The sequence below is a fragment of the Geitlerinema sp. PCC 9228 genome, assembly GCF_001870905.1.
GTDB lineage: Bacteria > Cyanobacteriota > Cyanobacteriia > Cyanobacteriales > PCC-9228 > PCC-9228.
This window is the reverse complement of record NZ_LNDC01000175.1, coordinates 1-24003: the sequence shown is the minus strand read 5'-3', so window position 1 is coordinate 24003 and position 24003 is coordinate 1. Positions and strand designations below refer to the sequence as shown.

The 24003-nt window shown below is 48.7% G+C and carries 17 protein-coding genes and 1 CRISPR repeat array; of the genes, 9 read left to right on the top strand and 8 right to left on the bottom strand.

From position 1 onward, the window contains the following. Nucleotide 1: 1 nt before the first annotated feature. Nucleotides 2-1363: a cation:dicarboxylase symporter family transporter gene (locus tag AS151_RS18620; RefSeq protein WP_071518576.1), complete on the bottom strand. Its 1362-nt coding sequence runs from the start codon at nucleotides 1361-1363 to the stop codon at nucleotides 2-4. 563 nt (nucleotides 1364-1926) lie between these two features. Between AS151_RS18620 and AS151_RS18615 the strand changes: the two genes are divergently transcribed. Continuing rightward, a complete protein-coding gene (locus AS151_RS18615) occupies nucleotides 1927-2169 on the top strand; it encodes a hypothetical protein (protein ID WP_071518575.1) in 243 nt (80 codons plus the stop codon). A gap of 224 nt (nucleotides 2170-2393) precedes the next feature. Beyond that, the gene (locus tag AS151_RS18610; RefSeq protein WP_084639744.1) at nucleotides 2394-5438 is read left to right on the top strand and encodes an alkaline phosphatase; all 3045 of its coding nucleotides are present in this window, start codon (nucleotides 2394-2396) and stop codon (nucleotides 5436-5438) included. Nucleotides 5439-5765: 327 nt separating this feature from the next. Then, nucleotides 5766-7163: direct repeats of the CRISPR family, unit length 37 nt; unit sequence GTTTCCGTCCCCTTGCGGGGAATAGATAGGAAATGAC. 365 nt (nucleotides 7164-7528) lie between these two features. On the opposite strand, the gene AS151_RS18600 is transcribed toward AS151_RS18610, so the two are convergent. Then, nucleotides 7529-8485 carry an SGNH/GDSL hydrolase family protein gene (locus tag AS151_RS18600; protein ID WP_084639742.1) on the bottom strand — a complete coding sequence of 319 codons (957 nt, stop codon included), beginning with the start codon at nucleotides 8483-8485 and terminating at the stop codon, nucleotides 7529-7531. A gap of 270 nt (nucleotides 8486-8755) precedes the next feature. On the opposite strand from AS151_RS18600, the gene AS151_RS23270 reads away from it, so the two are divergent. Continuing rightward, nucleotides 8756-10069, top strand: coding sequence for a TIGR04283 family arsenosugar biosynthesis glycosyltransferase (locus tag AS151_RS23270; protein WP_071518573.1), 1314 nt, complete (start codon nucleotides 8756-8758; stop codon nucleotides 10067-10069). On the opposite strand, the gene AS151_RS18590 is transcribed toward AS151_RS23270, so the two are convergent. Continuing rightward, nucleotides 10066-10827 (bottom strand): sulfite exporter TauE/SafE family protein, encoded by a 762-nt coding sequence (locus AS151_RS18590; RefSeq protein WP_071518572.1) that lies wholly within the window; start codon nucleotides 10825-10827, stop codon nucleotides 10066-10068. The two genes, AS151_RS23270 and AS151_RS18590, sit on opposite strands and share 4 nt — an antisense overlap. Nucleotides 10828-11064: 237 nt before the next feature. Between AS151_RS18590 and cutA the strand changes: the two genes are divergently transcribed. The 3 genes from cutA (at nucleotide 11065) to AS151_RS18575 (ending at nucleotide 14037) form a co-directional block, all read left to right on the top strand. Then, the gene (gene cutA / locus AS151_RS18585) at nucleotides 11065-11427 is read left to right on the top strand and encodes a divalent-cation tolerance protein CutA (protein ID WP_071518571.1); all 363 of its coding nucleotides are present in this window, start codon (nucleotides 11065-11067) and stop codon (nucleotides 11425-11427) included. A gap of 638 nt (nucleotides 11428-12065) precedes the next feature. Continuing rightward, nucleotides 12066-13148, top strand: coding sequence for a tetratricopeptide repeat protein (locus tag AS151_RS18580; protein WP_170861450.1), 1083 nt, complete (start codon nucleotides 12066-12068; stop codon nucleotides 13146-13148). Nucleotides 13149-13437: 289 nt separating this feature from the next. Then, a complete protein-coding gene (locus AS151_RS18575; protein WP_071518569.1) occupies nucleotides 13438-14037 on the top strand; it encodes a peroxiredoxin in 600 nt (199 codons plus the stop codon). A gap of 115 nt (nucleotides 14038-14152) precedes the next feature. On the opposite strand, the gene def is transcribed toward AS151_RS18575, so the two are convergent. Both def and AS151_RS18565 read right to left on the bottom strand, forming a co-directional pair. Continuing rightward, complete coding sequence (def, locus tag AS151_RS18570; RefSeq protein ID WP_071518568.1) at nucleotides 14153-14695, bottom strand: peptide deformylase; 543 nt, start codon at nucleotides 14693-14695, stop codon at nucleotides 14153-14155. Nucleotides 14696-14841: 146 nt separating this feature from the next. Beyond that, nucleotides 14842-16104, bottom strand: a complete 1263-nt coding sequence (locus AS151_RS18565) for an HhoA/HhoB/HtrA family serine endopeptidase (protein ID WP_071518567.1) — start codon at nucleotides 16102-16104, stop codon at nucleotides 14842-14844. A 208-nt stretch (nucleotides 16105-16312) separates the two neighbouring features. On the opposite strand from AS151_RS18565, the gene dnaA reads away from it, so the two are divergent. Next, nucleotides 16313-17728: a chromosomal replication initiator protein DnaA gene (gene dnaA / locus AS151_RS18560; RefSeq protein WP_071518566.1), complete on the top strand. Its 1416-nt coding sequence runs from the start codon at nucleotides 16313-16315 to the stop codon at nucleotides 17726-17728. Nucleotides 17729-17807: 79 nt separating this feature from the next. On the opposite strand, the gene AS151_RS18555 is transcribed toward dnaA, so the two are convergent. From AS151_RS18555 to AS151_RS18545, 3 genes are all read right to left on the bottom strand, one after another. After that, nucleotides 17808-18428: a heme-copper oxidase subunit III gene (locus AS151_RS18555; RefSeq protein WP_071518565.1), complete on the bottom strand. Its 621-nt coding sequence runs from the start codon at nucleotides 18426-18428 to the stop codon at nucleotides 17808-17810. A gap of 89 nt (nucleotides 18429-18517) precedes the next feature. After that, on the bottom strand, nucleotides 18518-20161 hold the full coding sequence (ctaD, locus tag AS151_RS18550; RefSeq protein ID WP_343327445.1) for a cytochrome c oxidase subunit I: 1644 nt from the start codon (nucleotides 20159-20161) through the stop codon (nucleotides 18518-18520). Nucleotides 20162-20200: 39 nt separating this feature from the next. Continuing rightward, entirely contained in the window at nucleotides 20201-21178 is a 978-nt protein-coding gene (locus AS151_RS18545) for a cytochrome c oxidase subunit II (protein WP_071518563.1), read from the bottom strand. A 743-nt stretch (nucleotides 21179-21921) separates the two neighbouring features. Here AS151_RS18545 and AS151_RS18540 point away from each other — a divergent pair. Both AS151_RS18540 and AS151_RS18535 read left to right on the top strand, forming a co-directional pair. Further along, nucleotides 21922-22860 carry a heme A synthase gene (locus AS151_RS18540; RefSeq protein WP_071518562.1) on the top strand — a complete coding sequence of 313 codons (939 nt, stop codon included), beginning with the start codon at nucleotides 21922-21924 and terminating at the stop codon, nucleotides 22858-22860. Between the two features lie 46 nt (nucleotides 22861-22906). Beyond that, nucleotides 22907-23878, top strand: coding sequence for a heme o synthase (locus AS151_RS18535; protein WP_071518585.1), 972 nt, complete (start codon nucleotides 22907-22909; stop codon nucleotides 23876-23878). The last annotated feature ends 125 nt before the right edge of the window (nucleotides 23879-24003 follow it).

Below are 24003 nucleotides of genomic sequence, written 5' to 3'. Positions count from 1 at the left end.
CTTATTCCTCCTGTACTTTTTGAGAATACACAAAAGCGATCGCTTGGGCGTCGGGGTCTTCTTCTGACGAAACCTCAGAAATCATAGCGGAGACAACCATCCCTGTATGCAAACTCCCGAGAGTTCGTAACGGATCCATCAGCGGATCGATGGCAATAAATAGAATTAAAACCGCTTCTAGAGGCAAACTGAGGGGATCGAGAACAATCTTGAGCGTGCTCAGGGTGACAATTCCCGTGGTTCCCGAACTAGCGATGCCAGCAAAAATAGAGCCAAACGTGATAATGGCAATAACGGGAAGGCTCATGCTTTCTTCGTACAGGTTCACCACAAAAATACTCGCAATGGCAAAGTAAGTTACTTGACCGAAACGCCCAACAGTAATTGCTAGGGGAATAATCGAGTCGGTGGTACTGCGCTCGAAATGCAAAGATTCGGTCATGGCGCGAATGGCAACTGACATGGAAGCCAGGGAGTTGCTGGTCGCCAGTGCCAAAATGGTGGGTTCTTCCAAGGCAGTAAATACTTGTTTGAAGGAAGCCTTCGATCGCTGCCAGATAGGGAAACAACCTAAAAAGTAAATTGCGGTATAAATCAAAGCGACGGTTACGGTAAACTTAGCCATCGCCACCAGAATATCCGCACCTACTTTGGCGGCTTGGGTAGCAACCAGAGAAAATAAAGCAAAAGGGAAAAATACAATTAGCCAAGCAATGATTTTTTTAAACGATTCGTAAACGCTTTCGAGAACTTGAAGAACGCTGCCAACAGAATCCATATGTCGTGCCAAGCGACCGAGGGCAACCCCTAAAATAATTGTAAAAAAGACCACTTGTAAGGTTTTGCCGCGACTGAGAGCATAGAAAATATTTTCAGGCACCAGCTGAAATAAGAAAGAGGTAAATCCCACGTCCGCTTCTTCTTGCAGAGAAAAGGAACCGTTCACTGGTACTTCCAAGTCAAAGTTACTGGCTTGGTTGACTGCAATCCCTAACTGGTCTAGGGTTTCCGAATCCAGATTAGCCCCGGGTTGCACCGTTAAACCGAAAACCAAAGCGATCGCGCTGACACTCAAAGCGGTGATGGGGAAGACGAGTAGTACTTTGCGGATGTAAGTACCAGCATTGCGATCGCTCAGCAACCGACTAACGCTCAAGCTAATCCCAGAAATAAGGATCGGCAAGACGCACATGGTGAGCATGGCTAGATAAACTTCCCCAAGTGGGGTTAAGGCTTCGGCAACTGAAGGCAGCTTTCTACCTAAGATGGCACCCAAAATTGCGCTTGCTAGAAGCGACCAAGGACTGCTTAAAATTTTGACAATCTTGCGGAACCAACTCGTTTGGCTGGAGGAATCACTCATAACGTACTTTTTTGGTTGTGTGGTTTGAGGGGAGCAAAAAAGTTATTTGGAAAATTAAACAACGATCGCATGCCAGGCGAAGAGAGACAACAATAGCCATAAGCTTTGTTAGGCCAATTGTACGATCCGGCTGGCTGCAAGATAGCAAAAAGCCTTTCTGTTATTGTGCGTGCGTTTGTTTGTGATATGGCTCACTAAAAATTTCTTGCCTCCATAACAGCAACCCTCGATCTGCCTTACAGGTTTTTCCAAGGATCTTCCGGATATTTGCACCAACAGTAAACACACCCCATCCCAAGCAGCAATCGTGAGCCCCTAACCACCAATTAAGAAGATCCAGTTGCAACGGAAAATCCTAGTTCGACAAAGTACAACTGCGTATTTTTGACCATCCATCACTGCCAAGCGAGCCACTTCAGTTGCTTTTGCGGGCAGCCAAAACAACCGCAGTATAAACCAAATTCTAATTAGATCGCAACATCGCCCTGGGCACCCAAAATATTCAATAGGAAAGAAAACAAATTTTTGGTGCCGTCACCGTTATTCCAGAAGCAAACCAGGGAATGCTTGTTTGTGTTGCCGATTTTTCCCTTGGCCGTTGGGGAATCGAGCAACCTGGACTGGCTTTTTCCATCCGCCTAGGGAGAATAGCCAACGCCATCCTCAGACTATTCTCTAGTGGTGATTTGTTTCCTGTGGAAATCTTAGAAATCGGCGATCGCGATCGCAACCTGCTACTTCAAAAAATATTAACTTCCCTAAAGAATGTTATCAGAAAAATTTACTTTACAGATGGCTGGTTTTAAGCTAAGCAGGAAAAAGTCCTGCGGATATAAATAAACCGAACCTTTGCCAGTCAAAAATAACGCGATCGCACTCCTTTCATACTTTTGTAACTTATAAGTAATTTCATCAAACAAAATTTAAAGAAAACTTGTTATTTTTTTAACTCAAACTACATCTTTTAATAAACTTTCCTTAATTCACCCAACGAAAAATAAGGTTGTTCTGATTGAAACCAAAGGCAACCATGGCAGGCAATAACGTTATCTTTATTCACCCTGATGGGACTGACCCCTCCCATTACACCCTAGGTCGTCTTGTGACCCAAGGTCCCGACGGCCGTCTCCATTGGGACGAAATGGAAGAGGCCAGCGTCTACCTCGGTCACATGGACGATCGCATTACCGCGACTTCCAACGCCGGTGCCGTAGCCCACGCTTACGGAATTAAGCCCGTAGCCCCAAGTTACGGCTTTGATGAAAACGGAGAGCCCTACAAATCCTTGTCCGAGTTGCAAGGCCAACTCGTAGAAGGGGCAGAATCCGGTTCCACCATTATGGAAGAAGCGATCGCAGCTGACAAACCCACCGCCGTAATTCAATCCGGCTTCATCGCCGAACCCGGAACCGGCGTATTTCTAGCCGACGCCATCAATCGGGGAGAAACCGAAGAAATCACCGCCCAAATCCTCGAATCCGGCGTTGACGTTATCCTGGGTGCCGGCGAAACCGACTACCTCCCCATTGGCACCGTTGGTTTCTTTGGTGAAGAAGGCACCCGCGAAGACGGGCGCAACCTCATCCAAGAAGCCAAAGCCATGGGCTACGAAGTCGTCTACACCCGAGACCAACTAGAAGAACTACCCACCAATACCGAAAAAGTCTTGGGCATCTTCGCCGCCGAAGACACCTACAACGACACCACCGAAGGTTCCTTAATCGAACAAGGCTTGGTGGCCGAAAACGGCGAACTCATCACTTACGGGCAACTCCCCACAAACCCCAACCCGCCTACCATCGCAGAAATGATGGCAGCCACCCTCAGCTTGGATAAATTCCAGGAAGCAGAAAATGGTTTCCTCGTCGTCGCAGAAGAAGAAGCCACCGACAACTTCGGCAACAACAACAATGCCGCCGGCGTACTAGATGCCGTATTGCGAGCCGACGAAGCCATTGGTGTCGCCAAAGACTTCGTAGATAACATCAACCCCAACACCCTCGTCATTACCGCCGCCGACAGTGCCGCTGGTGGTTTGGAAGTAGACGACGTTTCCGCGGAAGAAGACGGTACCGTTCCCAACGAAGGCGTACAAACCTTCCTCGACGAAAACAGCAACAAAGCCGAATTTACATTCCCCCGCGACGGTCAAACCGGCAACAACACCGCTCCTTTTGTCACCGGCGCGCCAGATGCCAACGGCGATATCTTTGAATTTGGCGTCACCTGGGCAGGTTTGAACGACTTTGCCGGCAGCATCGTTTCCAAAGCCTACGGTCTCAACGCCGACCAACTGTCTTCCACCGTAGACAACACAGGAATTTACCGGCTCATGTACGAAACCCTGTTTGAAGTGGAACTCGATCCCCCAGCAGGCGTACCCGATGACCTTGCCATAGAAGCACCCCCCGCAGCCACCGAAGACACCGGCAACGTTATCTTCATCCACCCCGACGGCACCAGTCCTTCCCACTACGCCGCCGCTCGTTTCAACACCGTAGGTACCGACGGTCGCCTCAACTGGGATCAAATGACCGACGCTGGCGTATACTTGGGTCACATGGACGACCGCATCACCAGCACTTCCAACGGCGGTGCCGTGGTTCACGCTTATGGGATCAAACCCTTCGCCGGCAGCTACGGCTTGGATGCAGAAGGCAATCCCCTCACCTCCCTCTCCGGCAAAGAAGGCACCACCATCATGGAAGAAGCCCAGGAAGCCGGCAAAGCCGTAGGAATTATCAACTCTGGCTTTATTGCCGAACCAGGTTCCGGTGTATTTCTTGCCGACGTAGAAAATCGCGGTCAAACCGAAGAAATCACCGCCGAAATTCTGGAATCCGGTGCGGAAGTGATTCTCGGCGGTGGCGAAACCGACTATCTACCCGAAGGAGAAATTGGCGTTTTCGGCGAAGAAGGCACCCGCGAAGATGGTCGCAACCTTATTGAAGAAGCGCAAGCCATGGGGTATACCGTCGTCTATACCCGCGAACAGTTGCTAAACGTCGATCCAGAAGAAACCGACAAGTTGTTGGGGATTTTTGCTGCCCAGGATACCTACAACGACGAATTTGAAGACGAACTGCGCCGGCAAGGATTCGTAGAAGAAAACGGCGATTTAATTTATTACGGTCAGCCTCCCATCAACCCCAATCCTCCCACAGTTGCCGAAATGACAGAAGTGGGACTATCTATTCTTTCCCAAGACCCGGATGGTTTCATGTTGGTTGCCGAAGAAGAAGCCACCGATAACTTCAACAACGACAACAACGCCGGCGGTGGTATTGAAGCCGCCATTCGCGCCGACAAAGCCATTGGCGTCGCCCAAGATTTCATCCGCAACCAAGACCCCAATACCTTATTGGTCACCGCCGCCGACAGCGATGCCAGCGGTTTGGAAGTGGATGATGTTTCCGGTGCAACCACAGGAACCTATGGGGTACAACCGGAAGTTTCTCGCAGCAGTGCCATTGAAATTCCCTTCGACGGTCAAACCGGTGCCGATACCGCGCCTTTCACCACGGGAGCGCCAGATGCCGATGGCGACAATTTCCAATTTGGCGTCAGCTATGCTTCCGGCGGCGATGTCAGCGGTGGTATTGTTGCCAAGACCTTCGGTATGAATTCGGAAACGTTGCCTTCTACGGTTGACAATACGGATATTTATCGGATTATGTATCGCACGCTTTTCGGCGAAGAACCGGAAGTGGTGCAAGAACAAGAACCCATCACCGATGAAGAGGATGGTGGCGATGGTATCCCCGACGAAGGCGAGTTTTCCGAGGAGAATATAGATGAAGCTATGGCTGATTCTGGAGATGACGGTGAAGGAGAAGAGGAAACCACCGATCCTATCACTGGCGAAAGCGAATTTGGCGAAGAGGAAGAAGGCGAGTCTGAGGAAGATTTTGTCACCAACGGTGGTGGCGATGCTGGTGAAGGGGAAAGCGACGACATGTCGTTTGATGACGTTGGCGGCGATGCTGGTCTTTCGTTTTTCCAACAGTTGTTCTCTATGGAAAGCGAGGAACTTTTCAGCAGTATGGCTGCTTTCTTAGAGGAGTTAGGTTTCTAGAGTTCAGGGATTTTCGGCTTTTTACGAAAAAAGACGGGAGCTTGAAAGTCCTGACTTTTTAAAGCAGGGATGAAATAGGACGGAAAAATGCTCGTCGAGGGTCCCTGTGCGCCGGGGATAGGCTAGCTTATAGCGAATCCATCTAGGCATACCCAATGAAGCGAGAATCTCACGAATTTTCTTTGTGAGTGTGTCAATAGGAAGTTGGTTGTTCCCAAAAACGATGGAAAGATTTTCTCAATTTTCCCACGAGTCGTTTCCGGCTCGTTTTTTTTATGGATGCGGTTACAAGTTGGTTTTGTTGTCAAGGATTTGCGATTTGGCGTTGTTTCCGTCCCCTTGCGGGGAATAGATAGGAAATGACTATTTGTCAACCCCAGCTTAGCCGTCAAAATAGCATCTGTTTCCGTCCCCTTGCGGGGAATAGATAGGAAATGACCTGGAAAAACCAAATATTCCGAGGAGCCCTATCGGGACTTGGTAGGTTTCCGTCCCCTTGCGGGGAATAGATAGGAAATGACCCCTGTTTCTGTTCGAGACGGACACGGGGCACCGCTGTTTCCGTCCCCTTGCGGGGAATAGATAGGAAATGACATTAGGGATTTGCCTTTCTGCAATCGAAAGCAAGTGGTTTCCGTCCCTTTGCGGGGAATAGATAGGAAATGACCTTGCTTTGAAGGAGCTATCATGCAACAAGACTATTCTAGTTTCCGTCCCCTTGCGGGGAATAGATAGGAAATGACGTTTTAACGACGATCCGGAAGACGAAAAATTCCGTTTCCGTCCCCTTGCGGGGAATAGATAGGAAATGACTGGATAATTTTCTAAGCGGCCCGAGCGAACGCCAGTTTCCGTCCCCTTGCGGGGAATAGATAGGAAATGACCATGGCAAAAACTGAGGTCGAACCTCCTTCGGACTTTGAATCCTAGTTTCCGTCCCCTTGCGGGGAATAGATAGGAAATGACCGTAGGAGCTAAGAAAATAATATACGTGCGGGATAACACATAGTTTCCGTCCCCTTGCGGGGAATAGATAGGAAATGACAAGGGGCAGAGATATCCCCAATGCTGGTAACCGACAATGGGTTTCCGTCCCCTTGCGGGGAATAGATAGGAAATGACGCAATAAATATCATAATTGCAAGCTACTACGCCGCCCTCGTTTCCGTCCCCTTGCGGGGAATAGATAGGAAATGACACAGGACATAAATTCTGCTTCTACCTGATCTAATCAGTTTCCGTCCCCTTGCGGGGAATAGATAGGAAATGACACAACTCCAAGGAATAGAATTAATTCCAATTTCCCGTTTCCGTCCCCTTGCGGGGAATAGATAGGAAATGACTATTGGGGAAGGAAGTGATGTTCCCACCTACCAAACAAAGTTTCCGTCCCCTTGCGGGGAATAGATAGGAAATGACGATTCACTCTTTTTGGAACCCAGAAGACGAAAAAGACGAAGTTTCCGTCCCCTTGCGGGGAATAGATAGGAAATGACTAGAATGACGGCAGGCAACATAAAGTTTGTTGTTGTAGTTTCCGTCCCCTTGCGGGGAATAGATAGGAAATGACTACGAACGAACTGTCGAGAATCAGTAGAGCTTTAAAGACGTTTCCGTCCCCTTGCGGGGAATAGATAGGAAATGACCCCTTGTCCAATATAAGGAGCAAATCGAAGAAGCCTTAGAGCGTTTCCGTCCCCTTGCGGGGAATAGATAGGAAATGACCCTACCCCTAGGAAACGCGCTCTGTATTTGGTTTTCAAGGTCCAGTTGCGCCAGACCACGTAGGTAGTCCTTTGCAAAAATTTACAAGATACCAGTCCGCCAGACAAAACTTGGAATATCCAGCGTTAGAAATAATATAGTCTAATTTTCTGCAGAAGTCAAGGAAGAAAATCCCTGCCATCTCCGCCTTGCTCTTGCCTGCTCTTTCTATCTCTCCCTTGCTCTTCGCGTCGGACTGTTGGTACAAATTTACATTTCGTTACATCGCTCCACACCAACCCCCACCTGGATGGCAACCTCCATCGCCTCCCAGGTTTGCTACAAGTTTCTTAACAAAACGCAATACTTGACCGATCGCCAATAGCCTAGCTGCCGCCACCCGACTGTAGCTTCCTTGCCAAAACCTCGCTCACCAATTTATTCCCCGCAGGACTTAAATGGATGTGGTCGCGGTACAATTCTTCTGGAGAACTAGCAGCATTGAAAATCGGTAAAAAATCGATGTAGGGAATCTCGTGTTTCTCAGCAAACTCCTGCAAACGCTTCCTGGCGCGTAGTTCGTAATCTCGCGGACCTGGTTCGCCGATTTCCCGCAGCAAAGGCGTCATGGCTATCCAAAACTCGGCGTTGTTTTGCTGCGCGATCGCTTTTGCCTCCTCCATCGCCTCTAAATTATTGCCCACGCGATCGCCCGATTCCTCCGGTATTAGAACCGAAGTCGGCGGCGACACCAACAACTGCCACACCTCCACCATCGCCAACGGTGGCTTTTGGTTGGGATAGTTGCGATCGCTTCCCACCACCCCCGAAAAAGGCGCTTTGGCAAACAAATCGTCCGTATTCAGCAGCAAAAACACCACTTGCGCATCAAACGTCCCAAATTTGCGGATATATGCCACCTCATTGCGCGGACCCCAAGAATTCGCCGAAGCGTTCAACACCTCCACCCGCTGCCGGGAAAACACCTCCGGCTGCAACTGCCTCTGCAAAACTTCCGTTAGCGTATTATTTTGACTGGTCCACCAATTTCCATTGAGAATCGAATCGCCAACCATAAGAATGCGATAGGTATCCGCCTCTGGCGTCGCCGCGATCGCACCATTGCGCATAGAATATTCATTAATTTGGATGCGATTGCCCATACGACGCAAATTTTGATTCGGCGCTAGCAAATAGCCAACCTCTTCATCTGCCACATACAAAGGCGGATTGCCAAATCCAAACAACAACCGCAATCCCAGTTCCATTGCGATCGCGATTCCCAGCAAAATAGCTATCGTGATGAGGGCGAGTTTTAAAGACATTTTGGATTGTGCCAGCATGGCTTCTTTCCCATTTTAGTGGGAGGAGGGGGAGGAGTGGGAGGAGGGGGTGGAGTGGGAGGAGGGGGTGGAGGGGGTGGAGAGAAATTTTGAAAGATATTTCCAGATTTGGGGATAACTGCTAAATTAGCTGCAAATAGGTTTTTTTGGGGAAAATCTCATGGATTTTTAACCCTGCGATCGCGTTTTCTTCACCCTGACATGGGCAATTGCTTTAATAATAGAAACCAGGATGTCGATTTCCCGTACACACAACTGCCAAGAAGGTTCATGGATCGCCTAATTGTTTTTACCCGCTATCCCCTGCCTGGTCAAACCAAAACCCGCCTGATTCCCACATTGGGGGAAATTGGGGCGGCGGATTTGCAAACCCAAATGACCGAACGAACCGTCGATATTCTAACCCGCGTTACTTCCCAGTTGCCTGTCGATATTGAAATTCGCTTTGCTGGCGGCAGTCTCCGGCAGATGCGGCGGTGGTTGGGTAACCAATTTTCTTATCGACCTCAAGGAAATGGCGATTTGGGCGATCGCATGGCTAGGGCATTTCAAACGGCGTTTCGGGAAGGATACCAACGAGTGGTAACGGTGGGGATTGATTGCCCCCATTTAAGCGATCGCGATATTATCCATACTTGGGAAAATCTGCAAAATTCCGATTTGGTTCTGGGTCCAGCCTGGGATGGCGGTTACTATTTAATCGGCTTGCGTCAGTTTTACCCGCAACTATTCCAAGGTATTACTTGGGGCAGCGAGTTTGTCAGACAGGAAACCTTAGACATTGCCGACAATTTCAATTTATCCTACCACTTACTTTCCCCAAAAGGAGACATAGACCGTCCGGAAGATTTACATCTGTGGGAAGATGCCCTCACCCAAGAGAAAATTTCCGTTATTATTCCCATGCTGAACGAAGCGGATACCATTACTGCCACCCTTGCCAACGCCCAAACCGGAGAAAATGTGGAAATCCTGGTGGTGGATAGCGGCAGCGAAGATGGCAGCGTGGCGAAAGCAGAGGATTTGGGCGTACGGGTAATAAAAAGCGATCGCGGCAAAGCCAAACAAATGAATGCAGGGGCAAGGGCAGCCACCGGCGATATTTTACTGTTTTTACATGCGGATACCCTCCTGCCGCCGGGATACGACCGCTGGATACGCCGTACCGTTCGCAAACCCAATTTTGCTGTGGGGGCATTTGAGTTAGCCATTGGCTGGGAAGAATCTGACAGAACCCGCCAAACGGGTTTTCCCCAACTGCGATGGGTGGAATGGGGAGTAAAATGGCGATCGCATTGGTTACAACTTCCCTATGGCGACCAAGCATTATTTTTCAAAAGCGATCGTTTTCAAGATTTGGGGGGATTTCCCGAAGAACTCCCCATTATGGAAGATTTTGTGTTTGTACGCCGCTTGCGAAAACTTGGCAAAGCTTACATTGTACCGGAATCCGTGCGTACTTCTGCCCGTCGATGGCAGCGTTTGGGCGTTTTGCGAACCACTGCCATCAACCAAGTGATGATTTTGGGCTATTTCTTGGGCATCTCACCAACGAAGTTAGCCCATTGGTATCGCAAACGTTAGAATGCCAGCCACAAAGTCATGCCCCAAAAGACATCTCGTTCCTGCCACAGCATAACCACGCCACTCACAGCCATGGTTGCCAATACTAACTGGCGAAACTGGCGATCGTTCATTTTTTGGAAGATATACTGACCGATCCAATTGGCGGGAATGGCCGACAAACCAATAATGATACCATATCCCCAATGCAACGGTGTCAGCGTTCCCAGGGATACGTAAGCAAGAATTTTGGCGATGTGCACCACCAGAACGTGGGTAGATTTGGTGGCAATCATGGTTTCTTTGGTCAAGCCGTAATTAAGGTAAAATCCGTTCATAACCGGACCACTGCTGCCAATTAACCCGGAAACAAAGGCATACAAAAATCCCAAGGGCAAAAACTGCCAGGGTTGGGTGGGGGTGGGATTTTGTAACTGCTGCCGCCAGACCAAAGCCACGACCATAACTAACAGAAATATCCCCATCAGGATTTGCAGCCATTCCAGGTTCAACTGCGTTAAGGTGTAAGAACCTAAGACAGCTCCTGCGATCGCGCCTGGTAAATACCAACTGGTGAGCGACCAATCGATGGACCGCCAAAACCAGAGAACCCGCTGCAAATTGCCGAACAACATGCCGACGGTGATGGTGGGGGCAACGGCCGATGCCCCTAAAGAAAAGTTAATAATGGGGATTAAAATTAAGGGGCTACCGCCACCAGCCAAGGTACTGAACAGCCAGGCAACAAAACCAATCCCAAATAGCGTGAGAATATCCATATCGGGTTACAAATAGTCTTAAGAAATCCTAAAAACCTTTTCAATTGTTACATTTTTAGCTTTTCGTTCGTGTTACTTTCGCCACATATTGCCCGATAATTTGGACAACCATGCCAGATTCTCCTACGGATGGGGAATTTTCGATGCGGGGAATTGGCGATTTGCCCCGGCTTGTCATAGGTTTCTCGTTTGGGAAACAATAAACGGAGAAGTTGTCGTTTCTAGCAGAGGTACAATATGAGTTCCGAACAGCCACAATACGGTGTTGTATTGGTTACTGCCGGTTCCCGCGATGAAGCCGACTATATTGCGAAGGGGTTGGTTGCTGCGAAACTGGCGGCTTGTATTGGTATGTTTGCCATCCACTCGGTTTATACCTGGCAGGGGGAGGTGAATTCTGAGGATGAATGGCAGTTGGTTATCAAAACCGATTTGAATGCATATCAGGCGTTGGAGGCGAAGATTCGCGAGTTGCATTCTTACGATGTGCCGGAAATTATTGCTTTGCCGGTTACGAAGGGATTGCCTGCTTATTTGCAGTGGATTGGCGAACAAGTGCCAACGCCGGTGGGTCATACTAAATCTGATGTAGTAAATTGATTTAGAAATAGAGGAGTGGGAGGAGTGGGAGGAGGGGGAGGAGTGGGAGGAGGGGGAGGAGTGGGTGGAGGGGGAGGAGTGGGTGGAGTGGGTGGAGTGGGTGGAGTGGGTGGAGGGGAAAACTTCTTGTAGTTTTCGCCTTAGCCTGGGGATTTTTCGGGTTTTACCAGTACGGATTTGGTATCAATTCTCCCCCCCCCTACATTTTGGGCGGTTTTTCTGGTTTGAAACATACAATTGCTGGGATAAGAAAAAGATACTACTTCGGTCTATTGGTTTGATTTCTAAAATTTGATTTGGATACAATCGTTAACATTTTTTTAAATTGGGAAACATAATAGCGATCGCATTCATCTATACTGGATGTATAGGACCGTATTGATAAATCGAGTTCGATTGATTCTTTTCTATTTTTCATAGAAAGCAGTTGCAGGGATAGCGGGATTTGCTTGTCTCCCTCCTGCTTGAAGAAGCTTTATTTTCTAGAAAAACTGCATAGAAAATCCAGAAAAGTCCCGTTACGTAGAGGAAGTAGCAGATTTTATGGCTGGCTCGTTTTCAATTCGATGCCAAAACCGCAAGGGGGATTGCTAAGAATGCATCAGATGTTAGACACGGAAAGGATGAAAAGAAACACAATGAGACCATCAGGGATACCAACGCAAAACCAACAGAAACGACGTACCAGACAATTTTATCAGATATTGGGGATGGCAGCCGCGATCGCTTTTTTGCCCCATCTAGCCACCGCTAGGGCAAACCTTTCGCCACCGATCGTTGCACAAAATACGGAAACCTCAGAAAATTCAGAAAATTCAGAAAATGTATCCACTGAGGATGCCCCAACTGCCCAGGAGTTCTTAGACAAAGGCAAAAAACTCAGCGAAGCCGGCAACTACCGAGAAGCGATCGCGCGTTTGACCGAAGCTATTCAAAAGGATGAAACCCTTATCGAGGCTTACTTGTATCGGGGAATCGCCTATTTCCGCTTGGGAGACCCCCAAAAAGCGATCGCGAATTTTAGCCAAGTGTTAGAGAAAAACCCAGACAGCATTCGTGCCTACTACCATCGCGGCATTGCCTACGCCACCAGTAGCGAATACGACCAAGCCCTCGCTGACTACAACCAAGTTCTGCAACGCGATCCCAAACATGCAGTTACCTACGTCAATCGGGGGACGATCCACCGCCGTTTGGGAAAAAACCGAGAAGCTTTAGAAGATTACAGCCAAGCCATTCAAATCGACGCCAACTATGCAAGGGCTTACAACAATCGCGGTTTGGTACGTTCGGAAATGGGAGATTTGCAAGGGGCATTGCAAGATTACGACCGAGCGTTAGAACTACAACCCAACTCTGCGAGGGCTTACAACAATCGCGGCGTGGTACACGCTCGTTTGGATAATTTTCAACAGGCGATTGACGACTACAGCCGTGCCATCCAAATTGATTCTAAAATGACCAGAGCTTATGTAAATCGGGGAGCGGCCTTGGCACAAATACAGGAGTACCAACAAGCCATGAAGGACTACCAACAAGCTATCCAGCTCGATCCCAACGACCCGGTGGTCTACTACAATCGGGGATTGGTGCGGGCTAACTCTGGTAATGCAGAAGGAGCGATCGCGGATTTTCGTCAAGCAGCGGATTTGGCCTGGCGGCAGGGCAATACCCAACTGTACGAAACCGCATTGAACAATATCGAACGTTTGCAGCAGTAGGCAACGATACCCAATCTTGGTTTTTTCTACTCAAACTCATAATGAGTATGATATATTCTTAACAGTTCGTAAATATTAGCTCTTGAAGCAGATATTTACAAGTACGTCCGAGCAGGGCGGAAAGACGCTCGCCGAGGGTCTCTATCGCCGGGGAGGGGCTAGCTCTTTTCGCGAATCCATCTCGGCACACCCAACGAAGCGAGAATCTCACGAATAGAATTTGTGAGAGTGTAAAATACAGCCAGTCGATCGTGTAAATTCAGAACGATTACGGTTAAGGAGAGAAACCATGACACAAGACTGCATTCGGGTAGGCCAACAAGCTCCTGATTTCTCCGCGACTGCAGTGGTCGACCAAGAGTTCAAAACCATCAAACTGTCTGACTATCGTGGCAAATATGTTGTCTTGTTCTTCTATCCTCTAGATTTTACCTTTGTTTGCCCCACCGAAATTACCGCATTTAGCGATCGCTACGAAGAATTCAAACAGCTGAACACGGAAGTTCTCGGTGCCTCCGTTGACAGCGAATTTTCTCACCTAGCCTGGATTCAAAAAGACCGCAAATCCGGTGGTGTCGGCGACCTCAACTACCCTCTCATCTCCGACATCAAAAAAGAAATTAGCGCCAGCTACAACGTTCTCGATCCAGAAGCCGGCATTGCCCTGCGTGGCTTGTTCATCATCGACAAAGACGGCGTCATCCAACACGCCACCGTCAACAACCTCGCCTTCGGTCGCAACGTAGATGAAGTGCTGCGGACCCTACAAGCTATCCAATACGTACAAGCCAATCCCGATGAAGTCTGCCCCGCTGGCTGGAAACCTGGTGAAAAAACTATGAAACCCGATCCCGTCGAATCCAAAGAATACTTTGCTGCCCTGGGCTAGTAGCTGAAAATACTGCTAAATGCGTCAAAAGTCTAGTAGGGTGGGCAATGCCCACCCTACTACCGGCTATCTAGGAGGGTTGACAAAAAACATAAAATATGATATGTTTCCACCTTTAGCGAGTTGGTAAGCTACTGATAACTTGTTTTTGATATTCGTTTTCTGTCATTAAATCGAGACTGCTTTCCACCCGATCGAGGAAAACCTTCCCTTCCAAGTGGTCGTACTCATGTTGGAAAATCCGCGCCACAAAATCGGTAAATATCTGACGCTTGGTTTTGCCGTTGCGGGTGATGTACTCCACTTCAACTTCCCGATGGCGAGACACCAAACCGCGAATACCAGGAACACTCAAACACCCCTCCCAATCTTTTGCCGTTTCGTTGGAGTGAGCGATAATGCGTGGGTTCAGCATAGGCGTGGGAGGCATGTAAGGAGCATTGGGATAGCGTAACGTTGGGCGCGAGGCCACCAACAACAAACGTTTGGAAACACCTACTTGGGGCGCAGCAATACCCACACCATTATGAGTTTCTGCGGCAGCCAAGAGGTAGTCAATGAGGGTTTGCAATTGGGGCTCGGCAAGATTTTTAATAGGTTCGGCAGTCTTTCGTAGGATGGGATTGCCCAGTTCGATAATTTGCGGTTGGTTGGTCATGGATTTGCCTCCTGAAACAGGTACGAATCGATCCCGATATCATCTAAGCTAGCAAATTCTTCCCTTGACCGTTTGTATGCCTTATGTCATTTTTAACAATCTCCTATCGGCAAATCCATTTTTTCCAACCTGCCCACAAACAAAACCTACTCTTGACTCGGCAAAGGTGCTGGCTGTAAGGTCAGGTTGACCGTTTCACCATCGCGCAGCACTTCTACAGACAAATCAGCGCCAATTTCCGTATTTTGGACGATTTGCTGGACTTTTTCCGCACCTTCAATAGCTTGACCTTCCATTTGTTGAATAATATCCCCCGGCTGCAATCCCGCTTGTGCCGCTGGCGAATTGGGAACCACTTCCAAAATCAGCACCCCTTCGCTAACATTGACCTCAATAGGACTGTTGGGGTCGCTGTTAATCCGCTGGCGGATTTCTTCGTCAATGGTTATCATGCGAATACCAATGAAAGGATGCTGGACTTCGCCAGTGGCAATCAGTTCGTCGGCAATTTGCTTGACCGTATTGATGGGAATGGCAAATCCCAACCCTTGTGCACCGCGAATAATCGCCGTGTTCATGCCGATAACCTCGCCAGCGCCGTTGATGAGAGGTCCGCCAGAATTGCCGGGGTTAATGGCAGCATCGGTTTGGATGAAACCAACCCGCTTGTCGGGAACACCTACTTCACTGCTAGAACGACCCGTGGCGCTGATAATGCCCACAGTAACGGTATTATCCAATCCTAAAGGATTGCCGATCGCGATCGCCCACTGACCGGGTTGAATGTCGTCGGAATTGCCCAGTTGCACCGAAGGCAGATTTTCGCCATCTACCTTAACCACTGCCACATCAGTAACGGAATCGGCACCCACAACTTTGCCACTGAGGGTACGACCATCCTTGAGGGTGACGCTTACATCGGTAGCATTTCTAACTACGTGAGCGTTGGTGAGTAGGTAACCATCGCGATTGATGAGAAAGCCGGAACCTGTGCCTTCTTCTTTGCGTTTGGGAGTGGGTAAGTTTTCGCCAAAAAAGCGTCGAAAGAAGGGGTCTTGGAAAAATTCTGGCAAATCCGGCGTTACAGTGCGGGTGGCATCAATGCGAACCACTGCTTTGCCCACACTGTTTACCGCATTGACGATAAAATTGCGATTGTCCGAACTTGGTAGCGGCGGCGTGTTTCTAACATCAGCTTTTTGTGAATTCGGAGAAGCTTCAGTTGTTGGTTGTTGTGTTGGTTGGTTCTGTTGCGTTTGCGACTCCGCTTGGGGGGAAATAGAACTTTGAGCGCAGGATACCGACCCGATTCCCGCCAGAATCAGGATGAAAGCATTTCGCCAACGCCACCATTTGGTTTGGGGGTGGGGCGTTGGGTTGGTTGGTTTTTCAGCAAATGAAGAACTCATAGCAAATTCCTAATGCGAGAATGCGATCGCTATACCTACCCACCATAGCCATTATAGTAGGCGCACTAGCAATGGGCGATTTCCGATCGTAACCATCGAGACCAAATTCGCGATCGCTACTTCCCTGCTCATGTGGTCATTGTCTGCCACAATTGATTAAACTGATAATCCTAGTTTTGCGTGCCAGTCGTTGGCAGGGGGGAAAATCGTGGATATCTCCTTAGGAACGCTGTGGGAAAAGGTTCTGGAACACCTGCAACAACAACTCAGCCGCCCTACCTTTGAAACCTGGATCCAAACCACCACCGCCGAACGATTTGAAGGCAATTGCCTGGTGGTTCGTGCTCCCAATCCATTTGCCCAAACCTGGCTGCAAAAACACTACCTGCACACCATCCAAGATGCAGTGCGAGAAATCTTGGGCTATTCTGTAAAAATTTATTTCACCACTGCCGACGGAGAAGCCATCGACCTAGAAATGCAGCGGCAAGTCGCCGCCACCTCCAACAATCCCAACGTTTCCGATATATCACCACCACCATCACTGTTCGACAAGGTTCAGGGCAGGGGATTCGATAAACCGCAAGGCAGACACCAACCCACCGAATTAAATCCCAAATATGTCTTTTCCCGCTTCGTCGTCGGTGCCAACAATCGCATGGCTCATGCGGCGGCACTGGCGGTGGCAGAGTCTCCCGGGCGCGAATTCAACCCTTTGTTTCTTTGCGGCGGCGTGGGATTGGGCAAAACCCATTTAATGCAAGCCATCGGTCACTATCGCCGGGAAATCGACCCCGGGGCGAGAATTTTTTACGTTTCCACCGAACAATTTACCAACGATTTAATCGCCTCCATTCGTCAAGACAGCATGCAAACCTTCCGGGAACACTACCGAGCAGCAGATGTTTTACTGGTAGATGATATTCAATTTATCGAAGGCAAAGAATATACCCAAGAAGAATTTTTTCATACATTTAATACGCTCCACGAAGCCGGCAAACAAGTGGTTTTGGCATCCGACCGTCCCCCCAGTCAAATTTCGCGGCTACAAGAGCGCCTCTGTTCGCGATTTTCCATGGGATTGATTGCCGATATTCAGTCGCCGGATTTGGAAACGCGCATTGCCATTTTGCAGAAAAAATCTGAATACGAAAACGTGCGTTTGCCCCGGGAAGTTTTGGAATATATTGCTTCTCGCTATACGTCTAATATTCGGGAGTTGGAAGGGGCGTTAACCAGGGCAGTGGCTTATATTTCTATTTCCGGCTTGCCCATGACGGTAGAGAATCTCATTCCAGTTTTAGAACCAGCTACGGAAAATATCGATATTTCGCCCGAAAAAATTATGCAGTTGGTTGCCGATTATTTTGGTATTTCTATTGAAGATTTAAAAGGAAATTCCCGCCGGCGAGAAATTAGCCAAGCCCGACAAGTGGGGATGTATTTGATGCGCCAACATACTGAGTTAAGTTTGCCCAAAATTGGCGATGCTTTTGGCGGAAAAGACCATACTACGGTCATTTATAGTTGCGATAAAGTTGCCCAAGCAATCAAAAAAGATATCAATCTCAATCAGACTGTTATGCAATTAAGCGATCGCATTAAGGGGCATCCTGGTAGTTAGAGTTCGGCATTCCTGTAGGGGCAGTTCGCGAACCACCCCTACTTCCCCGGTATGCTTGCCCAACTTGCCCTTTCTCAATCTAAAGCAAATACAGCAAGATAAACAGAATAATCCAGATAACATCTACGAAATGCCAGTAGATTTCAGCGGCTTCTACCCCAAAATGGCTTTCACTATTGTAATGGCCGGATTTTAGCGATCGCACCAAAACCCCACCAATCAACAACAAACCAAACAAAACGTGCAAACCGTGAAACCCAGTCAAAACGTAAAATGTACTGGTAAATAAATTATCCGTCAGACCGAAATCATTGCTGAAATATTCGTATACCTGACCGCCCAAAAACACAATCCCCATCAAAGCAGTAACCCCAAACCACAACCGCAGTTGGGAAACATTGCTTTGGCGTTTGATAGCGGTATCGCCTTTATGGATAACAAAACTGCTAGAAATCAAAATAACAGTGTTGATTCCCGGCAGCAGCAAGTCAATTTCCGGAGTACCACCGGGCGGCCATTCGGGGTTGACCGCTTTGAATGTTAAATACGCGACGAACAACCCCAGGAAAATCATCGACTCTGCCACCAAAAACAGGATTAACCCAAAAATTCGATGGTCGCCATGTTCCTCATGACCAGTTTCGGCAGTTTCTGCCGCATATTGTACTTCTTTTTCGCTGGAACTAACAGAACCTTGCATAAACTTTCTCAATCCTCGTTTGCAATTTCTTTTGTGGGGGGTCCAAGAAAAGACCCCCTATGGTTCCCTATGTCAACCTTGTGTAGAGCTTAACGAGCGTTTCCTTGAACTTCCGATAGCAACTCTTCCACCGGTTTGTCGCTGTCGCGGTGAACGTTGTCAATGCCGTAATCGTAAGGACCAGACCACAATACTGGATTTTCCAAAAAGTTCTCTTCCGGCGGTGGCGAAGCGGTTTGCCATTCTAAAGTCAAAGCTCTCCAGGGATTGGCACCCACTTGTTTGCCACCAATCCAACTCCAAATGGCATTAATCAAAAACGGCACTGTGGAAATGGCCAGCAGCAACGAACCAACGCTACAAATCTGGTTGACAAAGGTAAATTGCGGGTCGTACTCGGCTACCCGGCGGGGCATTCCTTGCAAGCCCAGCCAGTGCATGGGCAGAAAGCACATGTTAAAGCCGATAAAGTTCAAGACAAAGTGGGTAATGCCCAGGGGTTCGTTGAGCTTGCGACCGGTCATTTTCGGGAACCAGTGATAGATGCCCGCATACAATCCGAAGACGCTGCCACCAAACAAGACGTAGTGAATGTGGGCAACCACGAAGTAGGTATCGTGAACGTGAATGTCAAAGGGTACCGATGCCACCATTACGCCGCTCAGACCGCCGATAACGAACATGGAGACGAAGCCCAAGCTAAAGAGCATGGCGCTGTTGAGTTCGATTTTACCGCCCCAGACGGTGGCAACCCAGCTAAAGATTTTAATGCCGGTGGGAACGGCAATAATCATGGTGGCAATCATAAAGAACATCCGCAGCCATCCGGGGGTACCGCTGGTGAACATGTGGTGTGCCCACACGACCAATCCCAAAAAGCTAATGGCGAGGCTAGAATAAGCGATCGCGGTATAACCAAAAATGGGTTTGCGGGCGTGAACTGGCAATACGTCGGAAATGATGCCAAATACCGGCAAAATCATAATGTAAACCGCCGGATGGGAATAAAACCAGAACATGTGCTGGTACACCACTGGGTCGCCGCCACCGGTGGGATTGAAAAAGGCAGTTCCGGCGACGATGTCGAACATGAGCAGAATTAACGCACCTGCCAGCACCGGGGTAGAAATCAAAATCAAAATGGAAGCCGCAATCATAGACCAGCAAAACAGTGGCATCTGGTACAAGGTCATCCCCGGGGTGCGCATTTTCAAAATGGTGGTGAGGAAATTCACAGCCCCCAAAATGGAGGAGGTTCCTAAAATTAGCAGGCTGAGAATCCACATGATTTGCCCGGAGTTGCTGGCAATTTCGCTCAAGGGGGGATAGGAGGTCCAACCTGCTTGCGGCGGTTCTACGAAAAAGCTACCAATTAACAACGCGCCGCCGGGAGGAATCATCCAAAATGCGATCGCGTTGAGTCTGGGGAAAGCCATATCCCGTGCCCCAATCATTAGGGGAATTAAATAATTGCCAAAAGCGCCGGTGCCTGCGGGAACGATCCACAGGAAAATCATAATCGTTCCGTGCAGGGTAAAGAGGCTATTGTAAATTTCGCGGCTGACAAAATCCACTTCTGGGGTGGCGAGTTCGGTGCGAACCCCCCCTGCCAGCACACCGCCAATTAAATAGAAGATGAAGGTGGTCACCAGGTATTGAATGCCGATGACTTTGTGGTCGGTGTTGAAGGTAAAGTATTTCCACCAAGGGGTATGGTGCCCTTGGTTCGCCATGGATTGGGTTGCTGTTGTGGTTGCTTGTGTCATATTCAACTAGTGCAATTGCTGAAGAACCTGCTGGTCGATTCCCATTTTTTCTTCTACGTAACGGCTAGCATACTCGGCATCCGAGGGCGTTTTTTCAGATGGTGCAAGCATGGATAGTTGGTTGTTGTCGGTTTCGCTGCTGGCGATGCGTTCTTGCCGCCACTGTTGAAATTCTTCGGGGGATTCGACGATGATGCGGGTTTTCATGACGCCGTGGTAGGCACCGCACAGTTCGGCGCAAATGATGGGATAGTCGCCGATTTTTTGGGGATGGAATCGCAGTTGGTTGGTACTGCCGGGAATGGCATCTTGTTTGATGCGGAATTGCGGAATCCAGAAGGCGTGCAGTACGTCGCTGGCGGTGATGTTGAGTTTGATGTCTTTGCCAGCGGGAACGTGCAGTTCGCCGGCGACAATTCCTGAGTCGGGATAGGTGAAAATCCAGGCGTATTGCATGCCTTTGACATCCACAACTACGTCGGCTGCCGATCCTTCTCTGCCGGGAGAAGCGCCTACTCCGGCGGCTAGGTCTTCTCCGTCGCGTTCTTTAGGCATGGGTGCTGCGATCGCGCTACCGGGTTTTTGTGCCAGTTCTGGGTTGTTGCGACCGCTACCAGAGGCTGCTGAGTCCAAACCACCCATAGCATTGTAAATCTCAAAGCTATATAACGCGATCGCTAAAACCATGATGGTGGGAATGGCGGTCCAAACGATTTCTAAGGATAAGTTGCCGTCAATGGGGGGACCGTCGCTGGTGTCGCCACGACGCCGGCGGAATCGGATGATGGCAATAACAATAATTCCCTGCACGAGGATGAACAACCCCGTGGCAATGGTCATCATGGCGTTAAACAAACTATCCACCAGGGGGGCTTCTTCTGACGCCGCTACGGGCATGAGACCATGATTTTGTCCGTACCAAAGACTAATTAACGTTAGGACAATACCGGCAATTAGGGTGACGATTGAGTTGGGAATATTCACTTTTTACCTCTTTTAACTGTTAAACTCTTCTTTGAGTTATTGCTTAGGAACAAAACCGATCGCCGCATACAAATGCGATGAAGGTTCTGGGCGCGATGGCCAGCCAAATGACGCTCCCACCTGCCCTGTCCTAATTGCTGGCTGCTATTTATTTTCCCACAAAAATTTTGATACAGCATTGCTAGAATGTACCTATTTGCAATGCAATCTTTAGATTTTTTATTGGGCAAGGGTGGCAAAGGCACGTTTTGTTTTTAAATCTAAAAATAACCATAAAGCGATAAACAAATTTAAGCATAAATTTTTATGGTTTATGTGCAAAATTGTACCACTGAATTGTAGCCTATATTTGTTTGACTAGCGACACAAGATGAAAACAACTAATTAGCGATTTATACGAGAAGTCCCTTTTTTAGTGCTTTTCGGAAATTATGTAGGCAAAATTTGTTGGTATTTTGTTAAAACAATATGAGGAAAGATTTACTTGGTATTTTAGATAACAGTTTGATAGGATGTTATCTTGTACTAGGTTTTATAGGTGGGGCTTTCATTGCCATCCTTGTCCGATGCTACTCATCTATAGTTTCTGTTAAAGATTTTTCCAATCGCTACCAAAGTGGCTAGGATTAACTAGATTCATTAATATAGAAAAAACAGACCACGCCCAGAATAAAAAATGCGATCGCGCATTGGCTGGCTGCGAAATTCGGAATGTTTCGCCAACGACGGAATAAATTGCGCTTATGACAGACGCTGTTACCCATCACTTGCCCCTCAATTCAGGAAAAACGGCATCCGTATCGGCAAAAATCCAAAAACTAACCGTAAAATTAGCGATCGCGACCTTTATTTTAATGGCGATTGGCAGTGCCACCCGCGTCACCAACGCTGGTTTGGCTTGTCCGGACTGGCCTTTATGCTACGGCACCCTGTTACCTGTCGATCGCATGAACCTGCAAGTGTTTCTAGAATGGTTCCATCGCCTAGATGCTGCCATTATCGGGGTAGGAACCCTGTGGCTGGCAGGACGCAGTTGGTGGCATCGCCAAAACTTACCCGGCTGGGTACCGTGGATGGCCACCGCTGCCGTGGTAGCCATTTCCCTGCAAGGTTTGCTCGGCGGTCTGACAGTGACGGAAATGTTGCGTTTCGACATCGTTACCGCTCATTTGGGAACGGCTTTGCTATTTTTCAGCACCATTTTGGTGATGGCTTTGCTACTATCTCCTTATGAAAAACATACGGAAACGGCAACCCCTCGTAGATTAACCTGGATAAGTGCGATCGCAGCCGTACTGGTCTACCTGCAAAGCTTGTTGGGAGCTTTGGTGGGATCGCGTTGGGCGGCCCATCAGTGCTTGCAAATTTCCCAACTGTGTGGGGTTTTGCACAGCCATTTCATGGGCGTCCTTCCGGCAAGTCTTGCGGTGCTGATGTTGGGCATTTTGGCGGTACGAAGTCCCAATTTACCCGCCCGCTTGCGACAGCTCAACCGCTGGGGCGTGGGACTCCTGTTGGTTCAAATCGCCCTGGGTTTTGCCACCTTGCACTTGCATTTACAAGTAGAAATTCTCACCGTTGCCCATCAATCCGTGGGGGCAGCATTGCTAGGGGTTTTGGTTGCCTTTACCGTGTACGGCATCCGCGATCGCTTGACCGCACCAGTAGCTGCCACCCAATAACTTCATTCTTGTCCTGTTTCCTTGTATTCCATAGCCATTCATGTCCATGCAAGAATTTATCCCATCCATTCCCGCCGAAAAACACCATCAAAACATCTTTCAGGTCTGTAAAAGTTACTACCAACTTACCAAACCACGGATTATTTTGTTGCTGTTGATTACCACCGCCGGCAGCATGTGGGTAGCTGCCTCCGGTGAAGTCGATCCCATGCTGTTGCTGGTGACGTTGCTGGGTGGTTGGTTCGCAGCGGCGGCAGCCAATACCATCAACTGCCTGTACGACCGCGATATTGACTACCAGATGGAACGCACCCGGTGGCGTCCGTTGCCTGCCGGTAAAGTCAATCCCCGAGATGCCATCATTTTTGCCGTTACCTTAGCGATCGCTTCTTTTACCCTTTTGAGCGTTTTCGCCAATTTCCTGGCTGCTAGCTTAGCCATGACGGGCATCTTATTCTACGTGTTGGTGTACACCCACTGGTTGAAACGCCACACCACCCAAAATATCGTCATTGGCGGCGCTGCCGGTGCCATTCCTCCCTTGGTGGGTTGGGCTGCCGTTACCGGAGAGTTAAGCTGGTCGGCTTGGGTCTTGTTTGCCATTGTGTTTCTGTGGACACCGCCTCACTTTTGGGCCCTGGCACTGCTCATTCGCGACGAATACCATACAGTGAATGTCCCTATGCTACCAGTGATTTCGGGTAGCGAAACCACAGCCCGGCAAATTTGGTGGTATACCTGGATTACCATTGCAGCGACGCTGTTGCTGGTGTATCCGTTACATGCCACCGGTTGGGTGTATGCTGGTTTTGCTGTTGCTTTGGGGGGTATTTTCCTCAAAAAAGCTTGGTCGTTGCGAGAACAACCCACGGACAAACAACAGGCGCGATCGCTGTTTAAATATTCGATACTCTATATGATGCTGCTGTGTGCCGGTATGGTGGTTGACAGCCTGCCGGTAACTCAGAAAGCAACGGTTTTTGTCGCTGAAAAACTGTATGCCTTGGTGGGAATTTAAAACCGAATCCGATGCAGGTAGACCCACAAAAAGGTCCCGGTAGACTAACCCAATCACTGGACAAAAATTGACATTCGTGTCGATTGCGTTCGGTTAGTCCAGCCTTGGTCTCGTAGCAGACTCCG